Below are 26826 nucleotides of genomic sequence, written 5' to 3'. Positions count from 1 at the left end.
CATGTTATGGGCTGTCCGCCGCACGCGTCGTTAACCCTTACTCGGAACAGGGCTACGTGCGCTGCACGGGGCGGCGTTGGTGCGCATCGAACCGGACGGCGGACAAAATATGCCCCAATCGGCCGGCGGCGTTCGTTAGAATCTGCTTTCGTCGAAGAGTGACGCATTTGCATTGGTGCAGAGCAGTATCGAGTCGCAGGCGCTGCGCGCCCTGATTCCATCGTTCATTTTTCACCGGAGGCGAGCATGCCAGGTTTACTTCCCGATGTTGACCGCGAGGGCCTCCTCGAATATTCGGTGGTGTACACCGATCGCTCGGTCAACCACATGTCGCAGCGCTTCCAGGGCGTCATGCGCGACATTTCCGCCACGCTGAAAAAAGTCTATAACGCGAAGTCGGTCGTGATCGTCCCGGGCAGCGGGACGTTCGGGATGGAAGCCGTGGCGCGCCAGTTCGCGACGAACAGGAAGTGCCTCGTGATCCGCAACGGCTGGTTCAGCTTCCGCTGGTCGCAGATTTTCGACATGGGCAGCATTCCGTCCGAAACGACGGTGCTGAAGGCGCGTCCGGTCGAAGCGGGGCGGCAGGCTGCGTATGCGCCGGCGCCGATCGACGAAGTGGTCGCCGCGATCAGGGAGAACAAGCCCGACCTGGTGTTTGCGCCGCATGTCGAAACGGCCTCGGGGATGATGCTGCCCGACGGGTATCTGCGTGCAGTGGCCGATGCCGTGCATGCGGTCGGTGGGATGTTCGTGCTGGACTGCATCGCGTCGGGCACCGTGTGGGTCGATATGCAGGCCAGCGGCGTCGACATCTTGATCAGCGCGCCGCAGAAAGGGTGGAGTGCGTCGCCGTGTTGCGCGATGGTGATGTTGAGCCCGCTTGCGCGCGAACGCATCGATTCGACGACCAGCACCAGCTTCGCATGCGATCTGCGCAAGTGGCTGCAGATCATGGAAGCCTACGAGGGCGGCGGGTTCGCGTATCACGCGACGATGCCGACCGACAGCCTCACGACGCTGCGCGACGTGATGAAGGAAACCGAGGCTTACGGTTTCGAGAAGGTGAAGGCCGAGCAGCGCGAGCTTGGCGAGCGCATTCGTGCCCTGCTGGCCGAGAAGGGATTCAGGAGCGTGGCGGCGGCTGGGTTCGAGGCGCCGGGTGTCGTGGTCAGTTATACGGACGATGACGGGATCCGAACCGGGAAGAAGTTCGCGGATGTCGGGTTGCAGATTGCGGCCGGTGTGCCGCTGCAATGCGACGAGCCGGAGGACTTCAAGACTTTCCGGCTCGGGTTGTTCGGCCTCGACAAGCTGCATGATGTCGATGGCGCGGTCAAGCGGTTCGCGGATGCGTTGAATCGGATTCTTTGAGGCGGTTTGGCGGAGTGGGTGCGCGGCGGATCGTTGCCGGGACGGTTCGCGTTGTGATGCATTGCTCTGGTGGCCATCGCTCATTGCAATGAGCGGTGGCCTTTGTACTTGATGGCCGAAGCGTGGGCGCGAAAAATCGCGGAATTCATCGACATGCTGAGTTTTGGCGAAATGTTCCATCCGTAGATACTGCGCTTCTGACGGCGAGAATCCGTAACGGCTGCTTGCCATGCGAGCCAGCGAATGGAAGCCTTATCGCGTCCAGCAATACAAAACATCAGGGCAACCTTCCTCGTTTCTGCTCCCGTCGCTGTATGCAATGGCAACGAACCCGTGTTGCTCATAAAACGCAGCGGCATCGCGGTTCATCTGGAACGTATAGAGCTGGAGCTTGCCATTGGCCTGCGACTTCACCGACTCCAGCAGGGCCGTGCCTATTCCTTGCCGCTTGAACTCAGGGCACACATACAACTGTTCGAGCCATGTCACGCCGTCAGTGACAGCGTGGGCGGCGATGCCGACTATGCGATCGTCGTTCACGGCGACGGTAACGTTGCCCGACGGGACGAGCACGTCGGTAACCCAATCCCGGACGGCAGCATCAGCGTGCACGAGTGGCGCATACGATGCCAGCGTTTTGCGCGACCGCAGATAGACGTCGGCCACCTCTGAAGCATCGGCCGTGGTCGCTCGACGCAAGATCAAGGGCATGTATCGTTCACTCCGAAATCGTCGAAAGGTGCACAACGATAGCAGCACGAAATCGAACGTCCAAGATCGCGCGGAAGGCGGGTGGAGCGGCGAGTTCGGAAAGTCTGCGCAACGTATCGAGTTTGTGGCACGAAGAATCGGCGGTGAGCTTCCACAAACGATTCGCGGCTTCGTCCCGCCATTCCCGTATCATCTGTCCGATTCGCCGGGATCGCATCACCTGACTGTCCCGAACAAGTGAAAGGATGAGCGATGAAGGACGAAGGGAACGGCCACGGTGACGCGATCGAGCGCAACGCGACAGCCAACCCGAAGCGTGCCGGCATCGCATCCATTCAAAAGAGCACCGACCCGCGCGATTACCAGAACGCACCGGGTATCGCAGCGGTCATGCCGAAAGCATTTCCCGACGGTTTCGTCGTCGCAGAGCATCAGCATCCGCGCGCACAACTCGTCTACACGACGACGGGCATAGCCGAAGTCTTCGCCTCCCAGTCGCTCTGGTTGATCCCGCCTCATCGCGCGCTGTGGATCCCGCCGGACCTTCCGCATGCGATGCGCGCACACGGCCTCCTCGAAATGAGAACCGCGTACGTCGACCCGTACGCGTACCCGTCGGCCTATCCGAATCAACCAAGACTGATAGAGGTGTCGCCGCTGCTGCGTGAACTGATTGTGCGCGCATCGTCCCTGCCGATCGACGCGAGTCCCGCCGGACGCGACGCTCTCGTCATCCAGCTCATGCTCGCTGAAATCGAGTGGTCGCCCGAGCAGCCATTAAGGCTTCCGTCGGGCCAGGATCGGCGCCTTGCCCGCGTTTGCGATGCGATTCTGTCGAATCCGGCCGATCAACGCACGCTGACGGAATGGGCCGGTGAAGTCGGTGCGTCCAGTCGAACGTTGGCCCGGCTGTTCACCGCCGAAACCGGCTTGTCGTTCAGCCAGTGGCGACAGCAGGCGCGGATTTCAGCCGCACGCCCGTTGCTGGCATCGGGATGTTCCGTGATCGCCGTCGCGGCCGAACTGGGTTACGAAACGACGAGCGCATTCTCGACCGTGTTTCGCCGCTTCACCGGCATGACGCCGAGCGCTTACGCGAAACTGTCCGATTCCACGTAGCAAACGTCTTACCGGAACACGCGGGATTTGGCGTGCGGGCATATCGTGTCGGTCATCGACCCCACCGACAGAATGAGGCAAGCCGACATGACACGCCACGACATCGAATTTTCGTCCGAATCCACGACGCTGCGGGGCTGGTTCTACGAACCGGCGCAGCGCACCGCCAACGGGAAGGCCCATCCCGCCATCGTGATGGCGCACGGCTTCTCGGCCGTGAAGGAGCAGTATCTGGACCGCTACGCCGAGGTGTTCGCCGCCAGCGGCTTTGCCGTGCTGCTCTACGATCACAAGAACTTCGGTGCGAGCGACGGGCTGCCCCGTCAGGAAATCGATCCCGTGCAACAGAAGCGCGGCTATCGCGACGCGATCAGCTATCTGCTGACGCGCGCAGAGGTCGACGCCGAACGCATCGGTATCTGGGGCACCAGCTACAGCGGCGGCCACGTGCTCGAAGTCGCCGCGATCGACCGGCGCGTCAAATGCGTGGTGTCGCAGGTGCCGACGATCAGCGGGTATCAGTCGGGCTTGCGCCGCACGCGTTCCGATCTCGTACCGGCAATGCTGGCGCGCTTCGATGAAGATCGCAGGCAGCGCTTCGCGGGCGGCGCGCCTGCCATGATGCCGGCCGTCAGTGCCGACCCGTCGGCTGCTTGTGCGATGGCCGGCGCGGATGCGTACCGGTTCTTCACCGAATCGGCCGCGCAGTTCGCGCCGCGCTGGCGAAATGAAGTGACGTTACGCAGTGCAGAGATGTCCCGCGAGAACGAACCGGGCCAGTACGTCGACCGCATCTCGCCGACGCCACTGCTGATGATCGTCGCCGACCAGGACGTGCTGACGCCGACCGACCTTTGCCTCAAGGCATGGGAAAACGCGCTGGAACCGAAGCGGTTGCTGCAGATCAAGGGCGGTCATTTCACGCCGTATATCGAGCACTTCGACGCAACCAGTCGGGCGGCCGTGGAATGGTTCACGCAGCATCTGGGTGGCGCGTGCTGACTTGAGCCCGCGCGCGTCCGACTTGCGCAGCTGCTCGTGCTATGCGTGTCGCTTCGGGTTCCATGCCTTGTGGACGAACTCGAGGCGATTGCCATTGAAGTCGGCGACGTTCGCTGCGTAGTAGCCGCGAGCGAAGTAGGTGCGATCCGCTGGTTTCCCCTCGTCGATGCCGCCGGCCTGGATCGCGGCTGCGTAGGCGGCATCGACCAGTTCGTTGGAATCGCAGACAATCCCGAGGTACAGCCCCGTCTCGCCGGGTTTGCGTTGGCGCAGCCAGATACTTGATCCGACCGCGTTGCCCTTGCCGTACACGTCGTCGCCGATGCCATAGAGATCGGGGACACCCTCGGGGCCCGACGCGGAGTCGTAGTTGCCGAAGATGCGCCAGCCGAGCGGTTTCAACGCTTCGGCGTAGAAGGCCAGCGACTTGTCGATGTCGGTGACGGAGAGGTAGACGTGGTCGATCATTGGGCCGCCTTCTTCGATGTGGGTGAGGAGGGTTGGAGCATCATGCCATCGGACGATAGCAAACCCGGCGATGCGGTGCACGGCGTCGACGATGCCAGCCGTTGCTTCGTCATATGAAGTAATAGCTGTAATCCCGTATGAAATTTACTCTCCGATGGATCGGGCTAGACTGGTCTCGCCTTGTCCCCCCCAAGGTGTTTGGTGACTTCCGCTCGGCCCGCGCTTTCCGGCGCGGGCCAATTTTTTCGAGCGGGTGCTGGCGGCGATCGAATGATCGCGAGCCGGATGCGCGTCGCAGGAAGCCCGGCGTGGCAGTGCTCACTGGCATTTCGAATCCTTTCAGATAAGCAAGCTGACAGACATGCGATCGTCAGGTATCCAACGGATCTCGACAATTTCACGTAGCGCGACGTGACGGCCCGGTATGGGGTGAGCGGGTGAGAGAAGAGGTGTACTGCCGCCGGCAGGGTATGGCACCATCGCGGTGGTCTCGACATCACACCCGGGTGCAGGCCAGCCCATCTATCCGAGGGGATCTCATGTTTGACCACGTCAAATTCGGCGTCAGCGACTTTGCCGCCAGCAAGGCGTTTTTCCTCAAGGCGCTTGCGCCGATCGGTGCAGTGACGGTGGGCGAGGGCGAGCCGTCTTACGGGATCGAAATCAGTACGCCCGCCAAGGCTTCGCTGTGCCTGTTCCAGACGGACGAGAAACCGGCGCATCTTCACATCGCGTTCGTGGCCGACAATCGGCAGCAAGTCGATGCGTTCTACCGCGCGGCGCTGGAGGCGGGCGGGAAGGACAACGGCGCGCCCGGGGTGCGGCCGCATTATCACGCGAACTACTACGCGGCGTTCGTCATCGGGCCGGATGGGCACAATATCGAGGTGGTGTGTCATCAGGTGGTGGGGTGACGCACCAAACACACAAGAGAGCGTGTCGCGATGAGCGAAATGACCATCGAATGGCCTTTCTACATGGTGGTGCTTGCCGCGGGTGTTGAATACTGGCCAGTGACGCTTTGTGTCGGCGTGGCTGGATTGTATTTCGGGTCGGCTCGCCTGCGCAGTGTCCGGCGAGTTGTTTGCCTGGTCATTGCGCTTTTGTTCATCCTCGTTGCTGGCGCCGGGATTTACTTATCCCTCGGTTAGGGGGCCGCGAGTCACGCTTGCACTCGGAATCGAGTCTGCGCCTGACTGACTCGACAGCGCATTTCGAATCGGAACACTTGGTCTTGCGAAAATACCTGCTGCTTTGGATTCTGGTGATGCACACGGTTGATGCGTCTGCGCAGTTTCCCTTTGCTCAACGCCCCTTCTTCGGCGAGCCACCATTTCGTTTTGGTCTTGGGATGATTTTCAGTTTTCCGGCTCCATCCCCCGACGAATCGCCCGAGGCCGCCTACGAATATTGCACGCAGGCGGCGGTATCCGCGTTGATTCGCTTTGACGATTTCCTCGTTGCGAGTACGTCGTCGGTCCTGCCCAGTTCGCCGATCGCACCGCAGCAATTACCGAGGGCCTTTCCGGTGTTTCCTGTTCTGAAACACTCGCCGTCGACATACGAGCTGGATCGCAACCAGTGTATTCGGGGATATGACAGATTGCGAGCGGTGAGGATCGGCATGCCGACGATCGAACATCTCTATGCGGGCTTGTCGACATGCGAGCAAATCTACGGTCGCGATCAGATCGCTGATCATGCGCTGTGCGTTGTCACGATCGCGGAGCATCAAGGGCGGTGAGTCTTGTTGTTGCGAATGATCGGACGCTTCAGCTTCGGACGATCTTTCGAATCGGACAGCGGGTACGCTACACTCAGCCGAAACACACAGAAGAGTGATGTCGGCATGCGGTGCAGACAATAGAAGCACATCCCGGGGCGGGGGCCGTCGGCCTCCCGAAAACACAATGCCAATCAGCAAACTGAAGGCCATGCCGGCGTTTCACGCGGACGCGCCGCCGCAGATCCGTCATGCCGTCGCGCTTTTCGCGATTGTCTGGCTCATCGAGGTCGCGTTTACAGTCTGGCTTCAGATTCAGATAGTGGGTTACAGCCAAATTGGCGAAGTGTCCGCGGAAAAGGCGACGCTTATGCGTCACGGGAGTGCGTTTCTCGCCGTGGTCCAGGCCTTCTGGCTTTTCCTGAACGCCATCCTGATCATCGGCCTTTGCCAACGACAAAAGCTGGCGCGAACGCTGGAGCTGATGCTCACGATTGTCACGACGCTGGCCTTCATCGTGGTGAAGTTCCCGTTCAGGGTGAACCTGATCGAAGTGTCATTTTTCGCTAATGCGATTGCGACCGTGCTGATTTATACGGGCCCGTGTTCGCGATGGTTCCAGGGTACGACTTCTTAAGATCGTCACGTTTGCTATTGCGAATGCTGGGCTGGCGAGATGAAGGCTGTGGTGCCACACCGCGACGACTCAACGGAAAGACAAGCGATGAATTCGAAAAGCATCCGCAGAGCGACAGCAGACGACGTACCGGCGCTTACGCAGATCCGGAACGATGCACATGCAAAGAAAGTCGCGCATGGCGATTATGTGTGGGGCAAGGAGGGCGACGGTTTCTCCGAGCGGTGGGTACGAAACAACGTCGCCGAGAAAGCAGTGTATGTCGTCGAACAGGATGGCACGTTGGTCGGGACGTTCTCGCTCAGTTTCGGCGATGACCAGCACTGGGGGCCTCAAGAACCGGTCGCCGGTTACGTGCACGGGCTATGTGTACGGCAAGGTTTCAACGGGAACGGCATTGGCCGCTTCGTGCTTGACTGGTGCGCTCACGAGGTGAGCGCCTTGAACCGGCGTTTCGTTCGTCTCGACTGTGCAGCGGAAAACACAAAGCTTTGCGCCTATTACGAATCGCTTGGCTTTGTCCGCGTCGGGTTGAAGTCGGACGGCCGTGACTGGTCGTTGTACGAGAAGCCGGCGGATCAACTGTCGACTGGATCACTGACGGGTTTCTCGCAGGCGTCTCGTCAAACGAAGTGAAACCGGCAATGATTTTCGGCACAAGCTTGCCGAATCGTCGACAATCCGCGTCATTCAAAAAATCAAAGAGAGGGTGGTGTATGCGCAGGACCGGTAAGACGCTCGTGGTGATCTTGAGCTTTGCAGTCGTCGGCATCGCCGACGTCCAGGCAGCCCCCAGCGAATCCGCATTCCCGCGCTTCACGCAGACGGAAGGCAAGCTCGACAGCGATGGTCTCCCGCTGTCCGGCGTCAAGCTCTGCATCCTCCCCGACCACGCCCCGTGCTTCGAGATGCCGCCGGCGCCGCTTCCCCATTCTTCGAAGGAACTGTACCAGTTCGGCCTGGATCCGAAGTCCGAGCGGTTGCCGATCGCATCGGGCGGCTCGTGGGTCTTCTTCTCGGGAATGTTCTCGGGCGGCGGCAGCGGAATGCTGGAGCGCGTGGCGATCTTGCGGATCGGCGCGAACGGCAAGATCGAAAACCTGATGCCGAAAGTCACCCAGACGGAGATGGCCGACCGCGCGATGTGGAAGCTGCCGGATGTGTCGCCGTATCCGCTGTTTGTCCGGGCGGACGCCGAGTGGCAAGAGGGCGAAGTGCATTTCGACAAGCACTTCTTCCAAGTCGACGCATGGGTGTTCGATCCTGTCGCCAATCAATACGCGAAGCGCTTTTCTTACCGCACGAGCAAGCGCTACGACAACGGCGAGGGCGGGGACCACGTGCTGGCCTCTGAGCGTCCGGAAATCCTGCGTCGCCTCACCGCCGGCAAGTAGCGCCTTATCGCTGCATGTCCCCGTACGTCTCCTTGCACACTGCGCGAAGCGCCTCGACGAGCAGATCGCGCGCGGGCGAACGCGAATCGGCGGAGCGCGTAAACAGCGCAATCGGCGGAAGCGTCCACACGAGCGAATAAGGCACGATCGCCACGCCGGCGATCCGCACCAGTTCTTCCGCGATATCGGCCGGCACGATCGACACGGCCTCGTCGCTCGACGCGATCATTTCGCCGATCAGCTTCGACGAGTAGCTTTCGACGATCGGCACGGGCGGCGCGATGCCGGCCGACAGGAACAGGTCGGTCACCTGTTCGCGCATCGGCGTATGCGGCGCGCCGAGAATCCAGTCGAGCGCGTGCAGCTTGTGCCAATCCAGCGGCGTGCGCGCGAGCTTGGCCGCAAGACGCCGGCTCGCGATCATGCGCGGCTGCTGCTGATACAGCACTTCGAACGACACCTGGCCCAGATCGATCGCCGACGACGCGCGCCCGATCACGATGTCGACACTGTGGTCCCTGAGCTGCAGCAGCAGCTGATCGCTGGTGCCTTCGTGAATCGTCACGGTCAGCCGCCGCTCCATCCGCGCCTGCAGCCGCTTCAGTGCGGCCGACAGCATCTGCCCGGAGATGAACGGAATCACGCCGATATGCAGATGGGCTGCATGCCCGGCGGCGACGGCCTCCATCTCGCGGGCGAGGTGGTCGAGATCCTTGATCATCGCCTTCGCCCGCTCGAGCACGACCGCGCCGAGCGCGGTGGGCCGCATGCCGCGAGACGAGCGCTCGAACAGCGGCGTGCCGAACATGCTCTCGAGCTCGGACAGCGCGTTCGTCACGGCCGGCTGGCTGCTGGCCATGTGCTCGGCGACGCGCGTCAGCGACCCGTGCTGCTGGATCTGCAGCAACAGCACCAGATGCCGAATCTTCAGACGAGCGCCGAGCCGCCTGACCACGTCGTTTGCGTCAAAATTCATTGACTGGTCATGTATTCATCAGGAAAAAGTGATGGACCGATATTAAAACAGAATCATCACGTTATGGCGGATCCCTAGAATCACCCTCATGGATCGCGCCGGGACTGGCCTGGCGCCCACGCCGGGACCCAAAACATGAAACAGACAGAGACACAGCAGCAGGCCGCGTTCGACTATCACGAGTTTCCGACCCCCGGGAAAATCTCGGTCGTGGCGAGCAAGCCGCTGGTGACCCAGCGCGATCTCGCGCTGGCCTACACGCCCGGCGTGGCGAGCGTGTGCGAGTCGATCGCCGCCGATCCGCTGCAGGCGCACCGCTTCACGAGCCGCGGCAACCTGGTCGGCGTGATCACGAACGGCACCGCCGTGCTCGGCCTCGGCAACATCGGCCCGCTCGCGTCGAAGCCGGTGATGGAAGGCAAGGCCGTGCTGTTCAAGAAGTTCGCCGGCATCGACGTGTTCGACATCGAGATCAACGAGACCGATCCGGACAAGCTGGTCGACATCATCGCGGGCCTCGAGCCGACGTTCGGCGGCATCAACCTCGAGGACATCAAGGCGCCGGAATGCTTCACGGTCGAGCAGAAGCTGCGCGATCGCATGAAGATTCCCGTCTTCCACGACGATCAGCACGGCACGGCCATCACCGTTTCCGCCGCGTTCATCAACGGGCTGAAGGTCGTCGGGAAGTCCATCAAGGAAGTGAAGGTCGTGACGTCGGGCGCCGGTGCGGCCGCGCTGGCGTGCCTGGACCTGCTGGTCGACCTCGGGCTGCCGGTGGAAAACGTGTGGGTGACCGACATCGAGGGCGTCGTCTATCGCGGCCGTACCACGCTGATGGATCCGGCCAAGTCGCGTTTCGCGCAGGAAACCGATGCGCGCAAGCTCGCCGAAGTGATCGGCGGCGCGGATGTGTTCCTGGGGCTGTCGGTCGGCGGCATCCTCACGGCGGAGATGCTGAAGGCGATGGCGGCGCGTCCGCTGATTCTCGCGCTGGCCAACCCGACGCCGGAAATCTTCCCGGAACTGGCGCACGAGACGCGCGACGATGTCGTCATCGCGACGGGCCGCTCGGACTACCCGAACCAGGTCAACAACGTGCTGTGCTTCCCGTACATTTTCCGGGGCGCGCTGGATGTGGGCGCGACGACGATCACGCGCGAGATGGAAATCGCCGCGGTTCACGCGATCGCGGGGCTGGCCGAGGAAGAGCAGAATGAAGTCGTCGCGGCGGCCTACGGTGCGTACGACGTGTCGTTCGGCGCGCAATACCTGATTCCGAAGCCGTTCGACCCGCGCCTGATCGTGCGGATCGCGCCGGCCGTGGCCAAGGCGGCGATGGAAGGCGGCGTGGCGACGCGTCCGCTCGCGAACCTCGACGCGTATGTCGAGCAGCTGCAGCAGTTCGTCTATCACTCGGGCGCGTTTATGAAGCCGCTGTTCGCGACGGCACGCCAGCTGGTGCGTGACGGCGGCAAGGCGCGGATCGTGTTCACCGAAGGCGAAGACGAGCGTGTGCTGCGCGCGGTGCAGGTGATCGTCGACGAGAAGCTCGCGCGGCCGATTCTGGTCGGGCGTCCGGAGGTGCTGCTGGCGCGTATCGAGCGGTTCGGCCTGCGCCTGCGACTCGGTCAGGATGTCGAAGTGACCAATCCGGAGTATGACGAGCGCTTCCCGCAGTACTGGACGAAGTATTGGGAACTGCGCTGCCGCGACGGTATCTCGAAGGAAATGGCGCGCGTGGAGATGCGCCGCCGCCTGACGCTGATCGGCGCGATGATGGTGCAGCTCGGCGACGCGGACGGGATGATCTGCGGGACGGTGGGCGAGTATCACAATCACCTGCGGTTCGTGGACGAAGTGATCGGCAAGAAGCCCGGTGCGTCGACCTACGCGGCGATGAACATCCTGCTGCTCGATCAGCGGACGGTCGCGCTGGTGGATACGCACGTCAACGACAACCCCGATGCGGAGCAGATCGCGGAATTCACGATCGCGGCGGCGCGGCAGATGGAATGGCTGAACCTGACGCCGAAGGTCGCGCTGCTGTCGCGGTCGAATTTCGGGTCGGGGAGTGCGGCTTCGGGCGTGAAGATGCGCCGGGCACTGGAGATCGTGCGCGAGCAGGCGCCGGATATCGAGGCGGACGGCGAGATGCATGGCGACTGTGCGCTCGACGAAGGGCTGCGGGCGAAGCTGCTGCCGATGTCGCCGTTGAAGGGGGCGGCGAACTTGCTGGTCTGTCCGAACGTGGATGCGGGGAATATCGCGTACAACCTGCTGAAGACCGAGGCGGGGAGCAATGTGGCGGTGGGGCCTTTCCTGCTGGGCGTCAATGCGCCGGTGAATATTCTTACTTCCAGCGCCACCGTGCGGCGGATCGTGAATATGGCTGCGCTGACGGTGATCGAGGCTAATCGGGGTGTGGCGGGCTGATTGATTGGTTGTTATGGGGCGGCTAAGGCCGCCCCCTTGTTTATCGGCATTCGGCCATTTTGAAACGCTCGACGCTGCCGATTGAACGGTCGACAATCATCTTTCCCAGACACGCTTCGATCAATCGGCATGAGCGCAATCAAACTGTTGAGGCCTACGACCGCTTTGTTGCCGAGCTACGTTTCAGCGCTTGAGGCCGGATGGTCACCTGACAATGTCCGTAAGGAGATCGCTGCGCGCGAACAATTGGATGCGATTGACGTAGATGCCGAGCGATTCGTGGACGGACTGGACGATCCAACTGCATCTGGCGGTCCGATTCCTTTACCCGATGGCTCGACTATCGCGCGACTCCCGAGCATTGTCCGCTGGATATGGGACGGTGATTTCAGCGGCGCAATCGGATTGCGTTGGCAGGTCGGAACCGCCGAATTGCCATCTTACGTACTCGGACATATCGGCTTCTCGGTTGTGCCGTGGAAGAGGGGCAATGGCTACGCCACGCAGGCGCTCAACTTGATGTTGGGCGAAGCAAAGGTACAAGGTCTGCCCTATGTCGAACTGACCGTCGATCCGGAGAATATCGCCTCGCAGAAGGTAGTCGTTGCGTGCAAAGGTGTATTGATCGAGCGCTTCAGAAAACCGGCAGCCTACGGATTCGCTGAGACGCTTCGCTATCGCATTCAGTTGAACGACTGAGCAAGTTGGCGGACCCTGTTCGGCCGCGGATTCAACCGGTCGAGCGGCGCAGGGCGGCGGCTGGCGACCTCCGGCCAGAGACTGCCCTCGGTGGCCATGCCCATGCCGAACACGAAATATCTCCGAGGCCATATGAGCGCGACATCCGATCATCTGTGTGATGAGCCCGTTGAACGTGCGATCTTCGTCGCCGCGCCCATCGAGATCTTGGCGAGCAGCCTTGCCGAGCCGTCGCGGATGGCCGAGTGGATGGGCGACGACGCCATGCCGGTGTCTGTCGAGCATGAGGGGCGCGCTGGTGGCTCGATCGTCGTACGCGGCCGGCAGCACGTGCCGTTCGAGAACCGTGGCCGCATTTTGCTCTGGGACCCGCCGCGGCGTTTTAGCTGGACGCATCTGAGCACACTGTCAAACCTGCCGGACGAGCCGGCCAGCTACACAACGCTGGATTTCGCGCTGGAGCCCGTTTGCGGCGGCACGACGCTCTCGTTCACGATGCACGGTTTCCCGACGCTCACCATCCGCAAGCATCTGGTGCTCTATTGGGACGTGACGCTGGACGTCATCCGGCGCCATGCAGAGGCCTACGTTTGATCTGACACGAACCCGCGTCATTCAATGCGAAGAAACATACCCGCTTTCTCGGGAAGTACCGACGGCTGGAAGCCATAGCGTTCATAGAACTTCGGCGTCCCGTGATCCGCCATCAGACTGACATAGGCAGTCGGCGGCGCATTCTCGTGAATGTAGTTCATGAGTGCCCGCATGATCAGATCGCCTACGCCCTTCTTCTGGTGAGTCGGCAATACTGCGATATCCACGACCTCGAAGAAACAACCACCGTCACCGATCACCCTGCCGATTCCGACCGGAACGCTACCCCAGTACGCTACGACGCTGAAAAGGCCATTCTTCAATCCGATCGTTGCAGCTTGCTCAGACTTTCGGCTCAACCCCGCAGCAAGACGAATCTCGATATATGTCGATACTGAGGGTACTTCTCGATGGATGTTGTATTCCATGTGAACCCTTCAAGGTGGATGTGCAGGGGATGTGCGGTGCTCGATGAGCATCGCCAGGTCAGACCAACGTGATTGAAGAGCGGCATGCGTGTCCGCATCCAGTCAACGATCGTTGGAGGGAAGGATATCTTGTGCTCCTTGCCATCGCTAGTGTTGCAGCACCAAGGCGGAATAGGCCAATACGGCAACATGCCTTTTGAGAATTGTCCCAATTTTCACGACTTTCGCGTACTTGGACCGATTTAACAGTTTTTTTCATTGCTATTGTGGACTTGCTTGGGTATCGATTATTTTTGCGCCGATTCATTCAGAGGTGCTATCTACCCATGCCAGTTTTCAAGAAAGTCCCGTATTACCAGATGGAACCGCGACTTTTATATTCCGGCAAGCATTGGAAATGCTACTCCGGCGCCGTCGGGTGCGTTCCCATCGACACGCAGCAAAAGATCTCGTTCGCCAGGCTTGCGCCAAATGAGCAGCCACTGCCGCCTCCGCCCAAGGTAGCCGATCCAGTTGCAGCGAAGAAGCCGCCAGCCCGTGCTCCAGCACCGGCCAAACCGCCGGATAAGCTAAAGCCGAGCGACAAGCCTCAAGACGCCGAGCAAGTCGACAAGCTGCCCGAGTTCGATCTGCAGGACATCCCCAACGCGATGGACAAGAAGGGCTGGCCAATTTCGGCCAAGTTGGCGCGAAAGTGGTTGGCGAGCCCCAAGCATGTCTACAACAACAAGCTCAACTCACCGCAGCCGATCGACGACACGACAGTCACTCTGGAATGGGCGTTGAGATTTCGCGGTGCATCCTGGCGATTCAAGCAACTCGTGCGACAAGCGATTTACACGCCGCTCGCTGCGCTAGAAGCCACGAAAACCTTGGTACCCGTGATCGAGACGAGTTTCGCGGCCGGGCAGTTGAACGCGGCAGGTATCGCCGTCGACACTTCACCCTTTCTCAAGGATCTACTCCAGTTTCACATCGCGTGGGGATTCCAATTCCAACCGGTATCCTCCTTCGATACGCTCGATGGTATCGCGGTGACCGATCTGACCGGCGCTCTGGCGAACTTCAGCTTCTACGCCGCCATCGGGAAGGCGACCGTTACTGGCGAGCGCTATTACAAGTACGAGGGCGAGAGCAAGATATTCTGTCTCGATCCGGTGGCGCAGATTACCCACGTCTATGTCTACATCAAGGACAGCTACTCGTTCAACGATGACTCGCCTTCCAAGAGCCAGTACCTCGGTCATTGGAACAAGAACGGAATGGTTTTGTCCTACGTCGCGGTCGCCAACGACCTTTTCGAGAGCAGCAACTTGAACGTTGGAAACTCGAACATTGAGCGGTCGCGTTATCTCCCTGAGGGAGAAGAGGTCGATAAGCCGATCGACAAACGAACCAGTCGCTTTCGGAAATTTCGAGCGAAGGATGTCTACTGGCCGGTGCATAACAAGACGTACCGGGACTGGAGGTCGGTGCATAATCGTGGCGGCGACTTCATGGTCTACAGCCAGCCTAAACTCATCAAGCTGGACAAGCCGATCATTCTGAAAATTGACACCGTATGCAGAACCATTCCGGCCGAGCAATGAAAGCGGCCATGACCATCCTCAAAGTAGTCTTGTCCGTGATCGCCATATACCTTGTGGTCGATATTGGGTGGACGTTCGTGCCGGTTGATGTGCATAACGCGATCACGATTTTCGCGCTCCTGCATACGAAGCTGGCGATCTTCGCCATCCCGTCGATCATCTTCGGGTTCTACCTGTACCGGCTCGTCAGAAATTTCAACCGTTTCAGCCGAGCGAAGCGCGCAGGCGTCGCGATCGTCACGCTCGTTTTTTTGGTGTTCGTCTACTTGGTCGGCTTTCGCGGAATCATGATTGACGGTACCGATTGTCAGCGCTTTGATTACAACGCCGAGCTGAACGGCGGTATCAAACAGGTCGACGGCAGGACCTACATCGTGAACATCTGCGGAAGCGGTAGCCAGCATGGTGGCTTTTTCGCGGATCAAAACGAGCAGATCAAAATCGTCGTAGCCGATGCTCACGGATCGACATTGGCCACTAGGTTGTCGTTCGTTTTCTGGGGCGGGCGACCGGGCGACGAGCCGATCGAAGTCCGCAATGGCAAGTTGACCTACTTCGACGCGTCGGATCGGTATGACGGCATGCGGTCGATCTCGCTGCCGCCCACCACGCTCGATTGGATCGCGGCGAGAATTCCGATTTGGCTTCGCTGAGAACGGTCCCGCTGCAGGGTGGTCGTCGCGTTGATGCGGTGCTGCCCCCGTCCTGGTTTCGCGTATGGCGCATTGCCCTGCGCGCCGCAACTCATCCCCCCTCCGCCATCTTCTATAACTGCCACGGCCGCAAGATCCGTGAGGCCGAACCGCGTCCCGCGAAACGGCGTGCATGGAAATGCAAGAGAACATCACCGACACGTGTTGCCAAATTAATGCACGACGTATACAGTTGCTCGAAGTGCATTAAATGATTGCCTGCAGAGCCGGCCGATATCCATGACGGGCCGCCGCCGCTCGGAACCTTCGACGTTCAACACCCGCCATAGGAGTGACGCTGATGCATCACACGCTATCGCTCTCGCTCAGCGCGGTGTACGACCTCGGCTTCGCGTTGTTCCATTTGACCTTCTGGCGCTGGTTCAGGTGGCCGGAGTCTCTCGAGAAAAGCGGGAGACTCAATCAGGGCATTACGCAGACGCTGAACGTGATGTTGAGCTACGTGTTCGTCGTCTACGCGGTGTCGCTCGTCTCGGCCGCAGTACAAATCCAGAGGCCGCTTGCATTGGCAGGAAGCGGGTTTTGGTTGCTGCGAGCAGTTGTACAACCCGTGCTCTTCGCCAGAACGCGCCTGAGCTGGATCATGGTGGCGGTGTTCGCACTTGGCGCGGGCCTGCACGCCGCGCTTTACTGGTTTTAGAGCTTTTCCCGAAACGCTATCCAACCCACCATGAACGCCGACCAGCTCTTTCAACAAGCCCATGAAATCGTCAGTAACTGCGCGCTCTGTTTCGTGTCGTCGAACGACGCATCCGGTCAGATCAACTCGCGAGTCGTCGAGATCCTCGAAATCGGGCAGGACCTCACGATTCGTTTCATGACCGATTCGAGAACGCGCAAGGCGCTTGAGATTTGCCGTGGAAGTGCGATCAGCCTGTCCTTCCTCAGCATGGCTGATCGTGGATACGTGACGATCGGAACCGTTCCGGTGGTTTCCGCCGACACGGCGTTGAAACAACGTATCTGGAAAGAGTCGCTGTTCACGTGGTTTCCCGACGGGCCGGACGATCCTTACGTGATCGCCGTCACCTGCAAGCCGGTCTGGGTGGAAATGTGGTCGCGCATGCGGGGAATTGCGCCCGATCCGCTGGGCCTCAATTCGGTTCGGCTGATCCAGAAGGACGGCAACTGGCACGTCAATCATACGTTTCCAGCCATTCGCGAATCATCGCGCGAGGGATCGTATGGCGCGCAATGACAAGCAGCCCGTCGTCGTCATCGGCGCCGGCCTGGCCGGCCTGTCTGCTGCGCTGCTGCTGGCGCGCAATGACAGACCGGTCGTCATCGTGGAAGCATCGGACGAAGCCGGCGGCTGCTGTTCCACCACGACGAACGACGGCTTCACGTTCAACAACGGCGCGGTGTATGTCGCGGTGCCGTCGCTGATTCGCGCGTCTTTCCGGCGCCTCGGTCTCGACTTCGATCGCGAGGTTCCGATGGTGGCCGTCGCCCACCCTCACGTTACGCATCTGGAGAATGGAACGGCCGTTCATCTGTCCAGCGTCGACATGTCCCATGTGGAAGGCGACCGGGCGGATTCGCGGACACGGCAACTGCGCGACGGCCTTGGCAGGCTTCATCAGCAATGGGGGCCTGTCTATCGCACGCTGGTTGATGAAGTGCTGCCGCAGGAGCCTTCGCTTCTGCGGACGTTGAGCAAACTGTGGCGCTATCTGCCACGCATGAGCGGGCATGCGAGCCGTCTGATCGAAGCGCACTTTGCCGATGCAGACCTGCAAGCGGCGGTGGCATCGACGTTGCTCTACACCGGGCAAGCCCCCGATCGTCTTCCGGCAACGCAGATCATTGGCCTGATTGCCATGCTGGAGGAGGGATTCCATTTGCCGCGTACAGGGATGGGCGCCATCAGTTCCGCGATGACGCGCGAGCTGTCGAGGCGATCGGTGCCGATCCGGTTCGGTGCCCCTGTCCGCGAAATCGTCGTGGAGAACGGGGCCGCACGCGGCATCGTGCTTGCAGACGGCGAGCGTATCGCGACGGATTGCGTCGTCGCGACGTGTTCGGGTTTCGAAGTGGTGCGCCATTTGTTGCCCGACCACGCGGTGCCACGGCGGCTGGCGCACAAGGCACGCACGGCACCGCTGTCGCATCGCGCGATTTCGATTCAGGTTGGCGGCTCGGGCGCCACGTTGCCACGCGCCTTCATCACCAATCGCGTTCCGCCGATGCGGCAGCAGGGGGCCTTGCATGCATCGACGCCTGGCGTGCCTCAATGGCTTGCCTATACCTGTCCGTCGCTGGTGTTGCCGGAGCTTGCGCCGAACGGCAAGGCCGTACTGGAGTTGTATGCGCCGGCGACGGGCATCCACTCCGCATCGGAATGGACGAGCGCGATGACAGAGGCTGCGGTCAGCGACCATCTCGGCGCAATACGGGCACATCTTCCCGGCCTTTGCATCGAAAGTGTCCGCGTATCGGATCCGCGGGATTTCGCGAACGGGCGGCATTTGTACGAAGGGGCGCTTTACGGGATTGCGCCGGGCACGACACCTGACAAGTTCTTTCCGCATCGCGCAGGGTTGCGCGGCCTCTATCTCGGCGGACAAACGACGTTCCCGGGGTATGGCGTACCGACGGCGATGCTCTCCGGCATCCAGGCTGCGGAAGCGGCGGTGCAGGACATGCGCGGGAATGCGTGACCTCGGGTAGCGCACCCGAAGTCCGCATCCAATCGGCATACCATGCCGCCCCCCAACCCCCATTTAATGACCAAACCGCAAGACCTAGTGCATAGATATCGTTTGCCGAGCCCTTAATGACTATCGACAATCGTGGCTCGAATTCACCGCCGTGGCGCCAGAAGCGCCGCAGCGGCCGGCACTCGACGGCTATCCCGGCCGCCCGCGCCTTCCAGCTCATGACGACATGTACGCGTTCACGCCCTCATTCCAAAATCCTGCCGGCTCGCCGATCCGCGAGTTGTTCAAGTACCTGTCCGAACCGGGCATGATTTCCTTCGCGGGCGGCTATCCGGCCAGCGACCTGTTCGACGTCGACGGCCTGAACGCAGCCGCCGAACGCGCGTATGCACAGCCCGTCCGCTGCCTGCAATACGGCCCGACCGACGGCCTCGCTGAATTGAAGCAGCAATTGATCGCGCTGATGGCGCGTCGCGGCGTCGCGTGCACGCCGGCCGAACTGCTCGTCACGACCGGCTCGCAGCAGGGTCTCGACCTGCTGCTGCGGGTAATGGTGTCGCCTGGCGACGTCGTGCTGACCGAACAGCCGGCTTACCCGGCCACGCTGCAGGCGATGCGTCTGCAGCAGGCGCGCATCGTGACGATCCCCGTCGATGGCGCAGGCCTCGATGTCGATCGTCTCGGCGAACAACTCGCGTCCGGCGCGATCGCGCAGCCGAAGCTGCTCTACACGGTCCCGACCTTCGCGAACCCGACGGGCGCGACGCTCACGCGCGAGCGCCGGCTGAAACTGCTGCGTCTCGCGGTGCAATACCGCTTCCTGGTCATTGAAGACGACCCATACGGCGACCTGCGTTTCGCGGGCGAAGCCGTGCCGTCGATGCTCGCGCTGGCCGGCGAAGTGGACGGCGCGCGCGACTGGATCGTGCATTTCGCGAGCCTGTCGAAGATCGTCGCGCCGGGGCTGCGCGTGGGCTGGACGATCGCACCAGCCGAGATCGCGCGGCGCTGCGTGATCGCGAAGCAGACGGTCGATCTGTGCAGCGCGCCGTGGACGCAGGCCACCGCCGCCGAATACCTGGCCGGCGGCGCGCTCGAACGCCATCTGCCGCGCATCACGGCCGCGTACCAGCGCAAGTGCGACGCGATGTGCGACGCGCTGCGCGACGGGTTCGGCGATGCGATCGAATTCCATCGTCCGGAAGGCGGGATGTTCGTGTGGGCGCGGATCGGCGCGGTGTCGTCGGACGTGCTGCTGCAACAGGCGATCGCCAACAAGATCGTGTTCGTCCCCGGCAAGGCGTTCTTCGCGGACAACGTCGACGCAGCGTCGCTGCGCCTGTCGTTCGCCGCGCCGGACGTCGATGCGATCCGGGAAGGCGTCGCGCGCCTCGTGCGTGCGTATGGTGCGGCGCTCGCCGCGTAAGGAGACATCAACGTGAATCTCACCACCGTCAACGAAACGGTATCGAAGGGTGCAGCGTCAGGCGCGGGCGACCAGCGGCCCGCCAAGCATCGCTCGTCGCAGATCAGCGCGGGGCCGCAGTATGTGGCCGACGTGCTCGGCCGCTTCGGCACGGAGCCGGCAACCGATGCCGGCGACGCCGCGCCGGTCGTGCTCGGCTACAACTGAGCCGGGTAGCGCATACGCGGCGGCCGCATTGCATGCGAGTCGCCGTCGCGGCAAACGGTTAAGCTTGCGTGATCGAAACACTGACGATCGCTGCTGCCTCATGTCCGACTCGACTTCCGAATCGCTCACGCAAACGTACGACCGCGTCTGGTCCAGCCTCGAATCCGGCGTGAGCGAAAGGCGCTCGCCGTTCACGATGCTGCAGGCGGCCACGCTCGGCCTCGATGGCGCGCCGAAGGTTCGGACGATCGTGTTGCGTCAGGTGAGTCGAGCCGATCGCGTGCTGTCGTTTCATACCGACGTGCGTTCGGAGAAAGTCGCGGAGTTGCGTCGCGATTCGCGCATCTCGATCGTCGCGAACGATCTCGACGCACTCGTGCAGATTCGCGCGGAAGGCGTTGCGTCGATCTGCGAAGACGAAGCGCAACGGCGTGCGATCTGGGCGTCCAGCCGTCCGCATACGCTGCTGCTGTACCGCGCGTCGTTGTCGCCCGGCACGTCGATCAACTCACCGGAAGAAGCCCATATCGACAGCACCGCGCCATCCGGCGACGGCTACGAAAATTTCTGCCTGGTCAACATGACGGTCACGCGCATCGACTGGCTCGAACTCGCGCGTGCGGGCCATCGTCGAGCCGCGTTCGACCTGAGCGAAAGCGGCTACGAAGGCCGCTGGATTGCGCCCTGACGCCGACGAAGGACGCTCAAGCCGCTCAAGGCCGCCCGTCCGACGCTGCCTGCCCGGTCATCCACTCGCGCATCACCGCGATCGCATCGTCATCGCGGCGCTCGGCCGGATACACGAGATAGAACCCCACCGACAGCGGAAACGCGAAATCGAACGGCTTGCACAGCCGGCCGGCGGCGATGTCGCGCTCGACGAGCGGATCGGTCGCGAGCGCGATGCCCTGGCCGGCGACCGCCGCATCGATCGCGAGCGACGTCTGGTTGAAGCGCAGCCCTTTGTGCGGGTCGATGTCGACCGGTTCGGGCATCGCTTCGAGGAACTCGGGCCACAGGTCGTGCGCGTCATGCAACAGCACCTGACCGGCGAGCGCCCGCGGCGAAGCCGGCGCGGCCAGTACCGCCGGGCTGCATACCGCACACACGTCGAGCGGGAACAGCGCATGCGCGACGAGATGCTTGCCGAACGGCGGCTTGCCGTAGCGGATCGCGAGATCGACGCCGTCGTGGCGGAACGTCGCGATCTGCGGGTCGGCGATCACGCGCACGTCGTAGTCGGGATGCGCTTCGGTGAACAGCGCGAGCCGCGGGATCAGCCATTTCGACGCGAACGACGGCGTCGTGCTGATCGTCAGCGCGGCGCGGCGCTTCACGAGCTTGTCGGTCGCGTCGGCGATCGCGTGCAGCGCACGCTGCACGTCGGAGAAATACGCAGCGCCGTCGTGCGTGAGCGCGAGGCCGCGCGGCAGGCGCTCGAACAGCTTCAGGCCGAGCACGTCCTCGAGGTGGCGCACCTGCTGCGCGACGGCGCCCTGCGTGACGCCGATCTCGTCGGCGGCGGCGCGGAAATTGAGGTGCCGTGCGGACACCTCGAACGCACGAAGTGCATTCAGCGGCGGCAGGCGGGAAGGGCGTGGCGGCATCGTCAGGCTGTAGAAAAACTATCGGCTGGCGGCAGAAATACTGGTTCGACAGCCGGAATCGATACGCCTACATTACCACCATGGCGCGCCGAATGGCGGCTGCGCGGCGGCAGAACCGGAACGAGGAGCACATCGTGACTGTAGAAAAAGTGGCGTTGATCACGGCGGCGGGCAAGGGCATGGGCGCGGCGATCGCGCGCGAACTGGCGGCGACGGGCTATCGCGTCGCGCTGATGTCGCCGTCGGGCAGCGCGGTGGCGCTCGGCGAGGAGCTGGGCGGCTTCGGCATCAAGGGCTCGGTGACGGAAGAAGCCGATATCGACAAGCTCGTACAGGAAACGGTCGCGCGCTACGGCCGGATCGACGCGGTCGTGAACAACACGGGCCATCCGCCGAAGGGCGATCTGCTGGCGATCACCGACGACAACTGGCATGCGGGGCTCGACCTGATCCTGTTGAACGTGGTGCGCGTGATGCGCCGCGTGACGCCGATCTTCCAGAAGCAGGGCGGCGGCGCGGTGGTCAACATCTCGAGCTTCGCGGCCGACGCGCCCGAGCAGCCGATGCCCGTGTCGTCGGCGCTGCGGGCGGCACTGAGCGCGTGGACGCGCCTGTACGCGGAACGCTATGCGGCCGAGAACATCCGGATGAACGCGGTGCTGCCGGGCTTCATCGACAGCTGGCCGGAAACGCCGGAGATCGTCGCGCGCATTCCGGCCGGCCGCTTCGGCAAGACGGGCGAGATCGCGAAGACGGTCGCGTTCCTGCTGTCGGACGGCGCGGGCTACATCACCGGGCAGAACATTCGCGTCGACGGCGCGATCGTCAAGGCGCTCTGAGCGTCTCGATCGACGAGCGAGCGGCGGCGCGGGCCGCTCGCCGGGCACGGCTACAAACGCGTACAAATCAGACAAATCCGGGATACATCAGACCTTTCAAATGGGCGACGCCGCGTGACGAGGGCGCGCCGGACGGAAAGCCTGGGCGCGATCCCGCGCGCGGCATGTTCACTTTCCACTTCACGAAAGGAGATGCCGAACGATGTCTTCCACACCGTTTTCCCCGATGCGTCGCCACCTGCTGGCCACTTCCGTGGCCGCCGGGGTCTCGGCGATGCTGCCCACCGCGCTGCACGCCGCATCCGGCGCGAGCGGCATACGCCCGTTCACCGCGCACATTCCCGATGAAGCCGTCGCCGACCTGCGCCGCCGCATTGCGGCGACACGCTGGCCGGGCCGCGAGACCGTCGCCGACGAATCGCAGGGCGTGCGGCTCGCGCGCATGCAGGCGCTGCTGCGCTACTGGGGCACCGACTACGACTGGCGCAAGGGCGAGGCGCGCCTGAACGGTTTCCCGATGTTCATCACGGAAATCGACGGGCTCGATATTCACTTCATCCACGTGCGTTCGCGACACGAGAACGCGATGCCGATGATCATGACGCACGGCTGGCCCGGGTCGATCTTCGAGCTGCTGAAGGCGATCGGCCCGCTGACCGACCCGACCGCACACGGCGCGAGCGCGGACGATGCGTTCCATGTCGTCGTGCCGTCGCTGCCGGGCTTCGGTTTTTCGGGCCGGCCGACGAAGACCGGCTGGGGCTCGGACCACATCGCGCGCGCGTGGGGCGAGCTGATGGCGCGGCTCGGCTATACGCGCTTCGTGTCGCAGGGCGGCGACTGCGGCTCGGTGATCTCGCACCGGATGGCGATGCAGCGCGTGCAGGGGCTGGCCGGGATTCACGTGAACATGCCGGCGACGGTGCCGCCGGACATCGCGACGCTGCTCGCGACCGATGCGCCCGCGCCGGCTTCTCTGTCGCCGAAGGAGAAGGCCGCGTACGAGAAGCTCGCGACGTTCTATCGCGACAATTGCGGCTACTCGGCGATGATGGTCACGCGGCCGCAGACGGTCGGCTACGCGCTGGCGGATTCGCCGTCCGGGCAGGCCGCGTGGATGTATGACAAGATCTCGCAATGGACGTACAGCGGCGGCGTGCCGGAACGCTCGATTCCACGCGACGAGATTCTCGACGACATTTCGTTGTACTGGCTGACGAACACCGCGACGTCGGCCGCGCAGATCTACTGGGAGGACCACTCGAACAACTTCAATGCGGTGGATATCTCGTTGCCGGCCGCGATCACGGTGTTTCCGGGGGAGATCTATCAGGCGCCGCGCAGTTGGGCCGAGCGCAGCTATCACAACCTGATCTACTTCAACGAAGTCGACAAGGGTGGCCACTTCGCGGCATGGGAGGAGCCGGAATTGTTTGCGCGTGAAGTGCGTGCCGGGTTCCGGCCGTTGCGGCGCGTGTAAGCGCGAGACGGGCGAGCGAACGCAGGCTGGCGGTCATGCGGCCGGCGTTCGCTTTCGTGGGTGTGACGCGTGGTGTCGAGTATCGGATGGGCCGCGGCAACCGTCTCAATGAGATGCAACAGGGGCGGCATCCAGCTCATTGTGATCCGACAGGAAGCGCAAGAGCGTCCAGTTGAATGTCCTGGCGCTGTCGAGATTCGGATGATGCCCGCTTCCCGGCAGTGCACCGAATCGTGCCCCCGGGATCATGGCGGCAAGCCGCTGGCCCTCGATCGCCGGATGAACGCCATCGTCGTCGCTTTGCAGAACCAGCGTCTCGCTGCGGACGAGGTTCAGTCTTCTCCGCACGTCGTAATTCGCGATTCCCGCGCAAAGTCGGGCGAGGAACGCCGGATCGGTTCCTGCCGCATGGGCATGGCCGATCTGATAAGCGATCTCGCCATCTTCCGTTTGAGCGTAGTCGGCGCTCACCAATAACGGCCACATTTCCTCGAACCAGCGCGTCGCGCCGTCGCCGCGCTGGAACCTTGCCTTCCAGAGTTCGAACCGGCGCGCGACATCGTCGGCAACCAGGCTCGAGAATCCGTTGCAGACAATCAGCTTGCCGACACGCGACGGCGCGTCGATCGCCACCGATAGTGCAATGGCTCCGCCGAGCGACAGGCCGACCAGGTTCGCGCTTTCGAGCCCGAGATGATCCAGCAGGCATTCCAGGCCGCCGGCGAACGCCTGAATGTCGAGCGTGCGATCCGGATAGGACGACGCGCCGTGACCGGGAAGGTCCGGCACGATCACGCGAAAACCGGCCTGACGCAGGAACGACATCTGGCGCGCCCATGCGCGCCCGCAACTGCCTAGATCGTGAATCAACACGACAGGCGTACCACTGCCGACATCAGCGTAGTAGAGATCATGGTCTCCGAATGATAGTTTTGTCATGGGTCTGCTCCGTAGTCGCGCCCAACATGCGCTCTCGCGATTATCTTAATATTGAGATATATTGATGACAAGCACTCACCGAGAACCCCTTCAAATGCGAGGACATTCATGATTGCGTGGGCCAAGGAGGATCATGTCGACCGTGTGGTGGCTCAATGGCGCCACGAACGCCCCGAGCTCGACGTCGCGTCGATGGAGATCTTCGGCCGGCTCGCGCGGCTGACGAAGCACTGCGAGAAGGCGCGGACGGAGGCGCTGTCGCCGTTTGGATTCAAGGAAGGCGAATTCGACGTGCTGGCGACGCTTCGGCGTGCCGGCAAGCCTTACGAGCTGTCGCCGACGCAACTTTATCGCTCGCTCATGATCACGTCCGGCGCGATCACCAACCGGTTGATGCGCCTGGAGCAGGCCGACCTCGTCGAGCGTGTGCCGAATCCGCAGGATGGCCGCGGCCTTACCGTGCGGTTGACGCCGGCAGGCCTCCAGCTGATCGATCGGGCCGTGCACGTGCACGTGGATACGCAGAATCTGCTGCTCGGCGGGCTCGAGGCCGATGACCGGACGATGCTTGCGGCGCTCTTGAAGCAGGCGCTGCTCGCCTTGCCGGGAGAGGCGCTGCCGCAGGACGACGCCGACCAGGCGTGACGGAACAGGGCGATCGACGATCGCCGCGGCATGACCGGGGTATTGCGCGGTACCGGGAAACAGTCCAATGACAACAACAACGAGGAAAATCGTGCTCAACAGCAACGTATTGCGCCAACTCGATCTGCAAGACGTGATGGTGTTTCTGTGTCTGTACGAACACAAAAGCGCCCGCCGCACCGCCGAGGTCATGAGCATCAGCCAGCCCACCGTCAGCTATTGCCTGAAGCGGTTGCGCAATTGCTTCCACGACGTGCTCTTCGATGTCGATCACGGCAGCCTCGTCGCGACGGCCAAGGCCGAGGCGATCGAGCCCTATCTGCGAAACGTGATCGATGCGGTGAACCACTGCGCCGACATGGATGACGACCAGGTGGTCGCAACGACCCGCCGCGTGATGCGCGTCTGCGCGCCGGAGTACTTCGAGCTGCTGCTGCTGCCGGGCGTGCTCGAGTCGTTCATGAAGCGCGGCCGCGAAACCTCGCTGATCGTCGACCGCCTCGGCCGCGAACTGCCGGTAGAGCGGCTGCTAGCCGGAGAAATCGATTTCGCGATCGGCTTCGGTCCCGGCTATCACCGGCTGCATCCCGACCTGCAATGGGAATCGGTCCTTTCCGACACCTTTGTGTGTCTGACCGCGTCGCGCAAGCTCGCGCCGTCGACGCGCGTCTCGCTCGACGAATTCTGCGACATGGACCACGTGTTCCCGACGCCGTGGGTATCCGAGCGCAACATGATCGACGGCTGGCTCGAGAAGCTCGGCCGCTCGCGCAGTATCGTCGCGCGCGCCAACACGTATCAGGCCTGCGTGAACATCGTCTCGCGGCTGCCGGTTGCCTTGACGTTGCCGCGGCGGCTGATCCCGTACCTGTCGATTCCGTCGACCGCGCAGATCTGCGAGGTGCCGCTCGGCTTCCCGACCTTCACGCTGGACGTGATCTGGGCGACGCCGATGGAAAAGAACCCCGACATCCGCACCATGCGCACGCTGTTCAAGGATCTCGCGAGCGCCAACGCGCTCGAGCCGGGGGAGTTGCCCGCATAGCCGCAATCGGCCCGCTCCGGCCGGCGATTGCCGCCGTCCGGTTTATTGCCGGTGAGGAAGCAAAGCCGGGTTTCCTTGCAGTACCCTAAACAAAATTTACATCCACCATTTAATT

Annotated in this window: 31 protein-coding genes; 25 read left to right on the top strand and 6 right to left on the bottom strand. The window is 62.3% G+C overall.

Annotation, left to right across the window (positions count from 1 at the left end; genetic code table 11):
- The first annotated feature begins 246 nt into the window (after nt 1–246).
- Nucleotides 247–1374 carry an aminotransferase class V-fold PLP-dependent enzyme gene (locus DIE03_RS14915; RefSeq protein WP_124451521.1) on the top strand — a complete coding sequence of 376 codons (1128 nt, stop codon included), beginning with the start codon at nt 247–249 and terminating at the stop codon, nt 1372–1374.
- 252 nt (nt 1375–1626) lie between these two features.
- Here the strand turns inward: DIE03_RS14915 and DIE03_RS14910 are convergent, their stop codons facing one another.
- Nucleotides 1627–2085: a GNAT family N-acetyltransferase gene (locus DIE03_RS14910; protein WP_124451519.1), complete on the bottom strand. Its 459-nt coding sequence runs from the start codon at nt 2083–2085 to the stop codon at nt 1627–1629.
- A 252-nt stretch (nt 2086–2337) separates the two neighbouring features.
- Between DIE03_RS14910 and DIE03_RS14905 the strand changes: the two genes are divergently transcribed.
- On the top strand, nt 2338–3204 hold the full coding sequence (locus DIE03_RS14905) for a helix-turn-helix domain-containing protein (RefSeq protein WP_124451518.1): 867 nt from the start codon (nt 2338–2340) through the stop codon (nt 3202–3204).
- Nucleotides 3205–3291: 87 nt separating this feature from the next.
- Nucleotides 3292–4206 carry an alpha/beta hydrolase gene (locus DIE03_RS14900; RefSeq protein ID WP_124451516.1) on the top strand — a complete coding sequence of 305 codons (915 nt, stop codon included), beginning with the start codon at nt 3292–3294 and terminating at the stop codon, nt 4204–4206.
- Nucleotides 4207–4245: 39 nt separating this feature from the next.
- Here the strand turns inward: DIE03_RS14900 and DIE03_RS14895 are convergent, their stop codons facing one another.
- Nucleotides 4246–4674, bottom strand: coding sequence for a VOC family protein (locus DIE03_RS14895; protein WP_124451514.1), 429 nt, complete (start codon nt 4672–4674; stop codon nt 4246–4248).
- Between DIE03_RS14895 and DIE03_RS38745 the strand changes: the two genes are divergently transcribed.
- From DIE03_RS38745 to DIE03_RS14865, 7 genes are all read left to right on the top strand, one after another.
- Nucleotides 4663–4791, top strand: a complete 129-nt coding sequence (locus DIE03_RS38745) for a hypothetical protein (protein ID WP_260434888.1) — start codon at nt 4663–4665, stop codon at nt 4789–4791. The genes DIE03_RS14895 and DIE03_RS38745 overlap by 12 nt on opposite strands.
- Nucleotides 4792–5213: 422 nt before the next feature.
- A complete protein-coding gene (locus tag DIE03_RS14890) occupies nt 5214–5588 on the top strand; it encodes a VOC family protein (RefSeq protein ID WP_124451512.1) in 375 nt (124 codons plus the stop codon).
- A gap of 30 nt (nt 5589–5618) precedes the next feature.
- Nucleotides 5619–5825 (top strand): hypothetical protein, encoded by a 207-nt coding sequence (locus tag DIE03_RS14885; RefSeq protein WP_124451510.1) that lies wholly within the window; start codon nt 5619–5621, stop codon nt 5823–5825.
- Between the two features lie 83 nt (nt 5826–5908).
- Nucleotides 5909–6418: a hypothetical protein gene (locus DIE03_RS14880; RefSeq protein ID WP_124451508.1), complete on the top strand. Its 510-nt coding sequence runs from the start codon at nt 5909–5911 to the stop codon at nt 6416–6418.
- 166 nt (nt 6419–6584) lie between these two features.
- Nucleotides 6585–7034: a hypothetical protein gene (locus DIE03_RS14875; RefSeq protein ID WP_124451506.1), complete on the top strand. Its 450-nt coding sequence runs from the start codon at nt 6585–6587 to the stop codon at nt 7032–7034.
- An 87-nt stretch (nt 7035–7121) separates the two neighbouring features.
- Nucleotides 7122–7670: a GNAT family N-acetyltransferase gene (locus tag DIE03_RS14870; protein WP_124451504.1), complete on the top strand. Its 549-nt coding sequence runs from the start codon at nt 7122–7124 to the stop codon at nt 7668–7670.
- An 80-nt stretch (nt 7671–7750) separates the two neighbouring features.
- Nucleotides 7751–8428, top strand: coding sequence for a hypothetical protein (locus tag DIE03_RS14865; RefSeq protein WP_124451502.1), 678 nt, complete (start codon nt 7751–7753; stop codon nt 8426–8428).
- Nucleotides 8429–8432: 4 nt separating this feature from the next.
- On the opposite strand, the gene DIE03_RS14860 is transcribed toward DIE03_RS14865, so the two are convergent.
- Nucleotides 8433–9404 carry a LysR substrate-binding domain-containing protein gene (locus DIE03_RS14860; protein WP_124451500.1) on the bottom strand — a complete coding sequence of 324 codons (972 nt, stop codon included), beginning with the start codon at nt 9402–9404 and terminating at the stop codon, nt 8433–8435.
- 135 nt (nt 9405–9539) lie between these two features.
- Between DIE03_RS14860 and DIE03_RS14855 the strand changes: the two genes are divergently transcribed.
- The 3 genes from DIE03_RS14855 to DIE03_RS14845 all read left to right on the top strand — a co-directional run bounded on the left by DIE03_RS14855 (nt 9540) and on the right by DIE03_RS14845 (nt 13133).
- A complete protein-coding gene (locus tag DIE03_RS14855) occupies nt 9540–11840 on the top strand; it encodes an NADP-dependent malic enzyme (RefSeq protein WP_124451498.1) in 2301 nt (766 codons plus the stop codon).
- 129 nt (nt 11841–11969) lie between these two features.
- A complete protein-coding gene (locus DIE03_RS14850; protein WP_124451496.1) occupies nt 11970–12539 on the top strand; it encodes a GNAT family N-acetyltransferase in 570 nt (189 codons plus the stop codon).
- Between the two features lie 102 nt (nt 12540–12641).
- Nucleotides 12642–13133, top strand: a complete 492-nt coding sequence (locus tag DIE03_RS14845; protein ID WP_185658160.1) for an SRPBCC domain-containing protein — start codon at nt 12642–12644, stop codon at nt 13131–13133.
- A 17-nt stretch (nt 13134–13150) separates the two neighbouring features.
- On the opposite strand, the gene DIE03_RS14840 is transcribed toward DIE03_RS14845, so the two are convergent.
- Nucleotides 13151–13561: a GNAT family N-acetyltransferase gene (locus DIE03_RS14840; RefSeq protein ID WP_124451492.1), complete on the bottom strand. Its 411-nt coding sequence runs from the start codon at nt 13559–13561 to the stop codon at nt 13151–13153.
- Between the two features lie 326 nt (nt 13562–13887).
- Between DIE03_RS14840 and DIE03_RS14835 the strand changes: the two genes are divergently transcribed.
- From DIE03_RS14835 to DIE03_RS14800, 8 genes are all read left to right on the top strand, one after another.
- The gene (locus DIE03_RS14835; protein WP_221623689.1) at nt 13888–15150 is read left to right on the top strand and encodes a DUF6402 family protein; all 1263 of its coding nucleotides are present in this window, start codon (nt 13888–13890) and stop codon (nt 15148–15150) included.
- Between the two features lie 8 nt (nt 15151–15158).
- Entirely contained in the window at nt 15159–15803 is a 645-nt protein-coding gene (locus tag DIE03_RS14830) for a hypothetical protein (protein WP_260434887.1), read from the top strand.
- Nucleotides 15804–16143: 340 nt separating this feature from the next.
- A complete protein-coding gene (locus DIE03_RS14825; protein WP_124451488.1) occupies nt 16144–16503 on the top strand; it encodes a hypothetical protein in 360 nt (119 codons plus the stop codon).
- 30 nt (nt 16504–16533) lie between these two features.
- Nucleotides 16534–17061 (top strand): pyridoxamine 5'-phosphate oxidase family protein, encoded by a 528-nt coding sequence (locus DIE03_RS14820; protein ID WP_124451486.1) that lies wholly within the window; start codon nt 16534–16536, stop codon nt 17059–17061.
- Nucleotides 17048–18523 (top strand): NAD(P)/FAD-dependent oxidoreductase, encoded by a 1476-nt coding sequence (locus DIE03_RS14815; RefSeq protein WP_124451484.1) that lies wholly within the window; start codon nt 17048–17050, stop codon nt 18521–18523. Before DIE03_RS14820 ends, DIE03_RS14815 begins: the two co-directional genes overlap by 14 nt.
- Nucleotides 18524–18749: 226 nt before the next feature.
- Nucleotides 18750–19949, top strand: coding sequence for a PLP-dependent aminotransferase family protein (locus DIE03_RS14810; protein ID WP_124451593.1), 1200 nt, complete (start codon nt 18750–18752; stop codon nt 19947–19949).
- Between the two features lie 12 nt (nt 19950–19961).
- Nucleotides 19962–20156, top strand: coding sequence for a hypothetical protein (locus DIE03_RS14805; protein WP_124451482.1), 195 nt, complete (start codon nt 19962–19964; stop codon nt 20154–20156).
- A 100-nt stretch (nt 20157–20256) separates the two neighbouring features.
- Nucleotides 20257–20844, top strand: coding sequence for a pyridoxamine 5'-phosphate oxidase family protein (locus DIE03_RS14800; RefSeq protein WP_124451480.1), 588 nt, complete (start codon nt 20257–20259; stop codon nt 20842–20844).
- Between the two features lie 25 nt (nt 20845–20869).
- Here DIE03_RS14800 and gcvA read toward each other — a convergent pair whose 3' ends face one another.
- Nucleotides 20870–21763 (bottom strand): transcriptional regulator GcvA, encoded by an 894-nt coding sequence (gcvA, locus tag DIE03_RS14795; RefSeq protein ID WP_124451478.1) that lies wholly within the window; start codon nt 21761–21763, stop codon nt 20870–20872.
- A gap of 134 nt (nt 21764–21897) precedes the next feature.
- On the opposite strand from gcvA, the gene DIE03_RS14790 reads away from it, so the two are divergent.
- Nucleotides 21898–22602 carry an SDR family oxidoreductase gene (locus tag DIE03_RS14790; protein ID WP_124451476.1) on the top strand — a complete coding sequence of 235 codons (705 nt, stop codon included), beginning with the start codon at nt 21898–21900 and terminating at the stop codon, nt 22600–22602.
- Nucleotides 22603–22804: 202 nt separating this feature from the next.
- Entirely contained in the window at nt 22805–24082 is a 1278-nt protein-coding gene (locus tag DIE03_RS14785; protein ID WP_124451474.1) for an epoxide hydrolase family protein, read from the top strand.
- A 105-nt stretch (nt 24083–24187) separates the two neighbouring features.
- Here DIE03_RS14785 and DIE03_RS14780 read toward each other — a convergent pair whose 3' ends face one another.
- Nucleotides 24188–25021, bottom strand: coding sequence for an alpha/beta fold hydrolase (locus DIE03_RS14780; RefSeq protein WP_124451472.1), 834 nt, complete (start codon nt 25019–25021; stop codon nt 24188–24190).
- A 108-nt stretch (nt 25022–25129) separates the two neighbouring features.
- Here DIE03_RS14780 and DIE03_RS14775 point away from each other — a divergent pair, with 108 nt between their 5' ends.
- Together DIE03_RS14775 and DIE03_RS14770 are read left to right on the top strand one after the other, a co-directional pair.
- Entirely contained in the window at nt 25130–25666 is a 537-nt protein-coding gene (locus DIE03_RS14775) for a MarR family winged helix-turn-helix transcriptional regulator (protein WP_124451470.1), read from the top strand.
- Nucleotides 25667–25757: 91 nt separating this feature from the next.
- Entirely contained in the window at nt 25758–26711 is a 954-nt protein-coding gene (locus DIE03_RS14770; RefSeq protein WP_124451468.1) for a LysR family transcriptional regulator, read from the top strand.
- Nucleotides 26712–26826: the final 115 nt, after the last annotated feature.

Source organism: Burkholderia sp. Bp8992, from assembly GCF_003853705.1.
Classification (GTDB): Bacteria; Pseudomonadota; Gammaproteobacteria; order Burkholderiales; family Burkholderiaceae; genus Burkholderia.
This window is presented reverse-complemented; position numbering and strand designations above follow the sequence as displayed.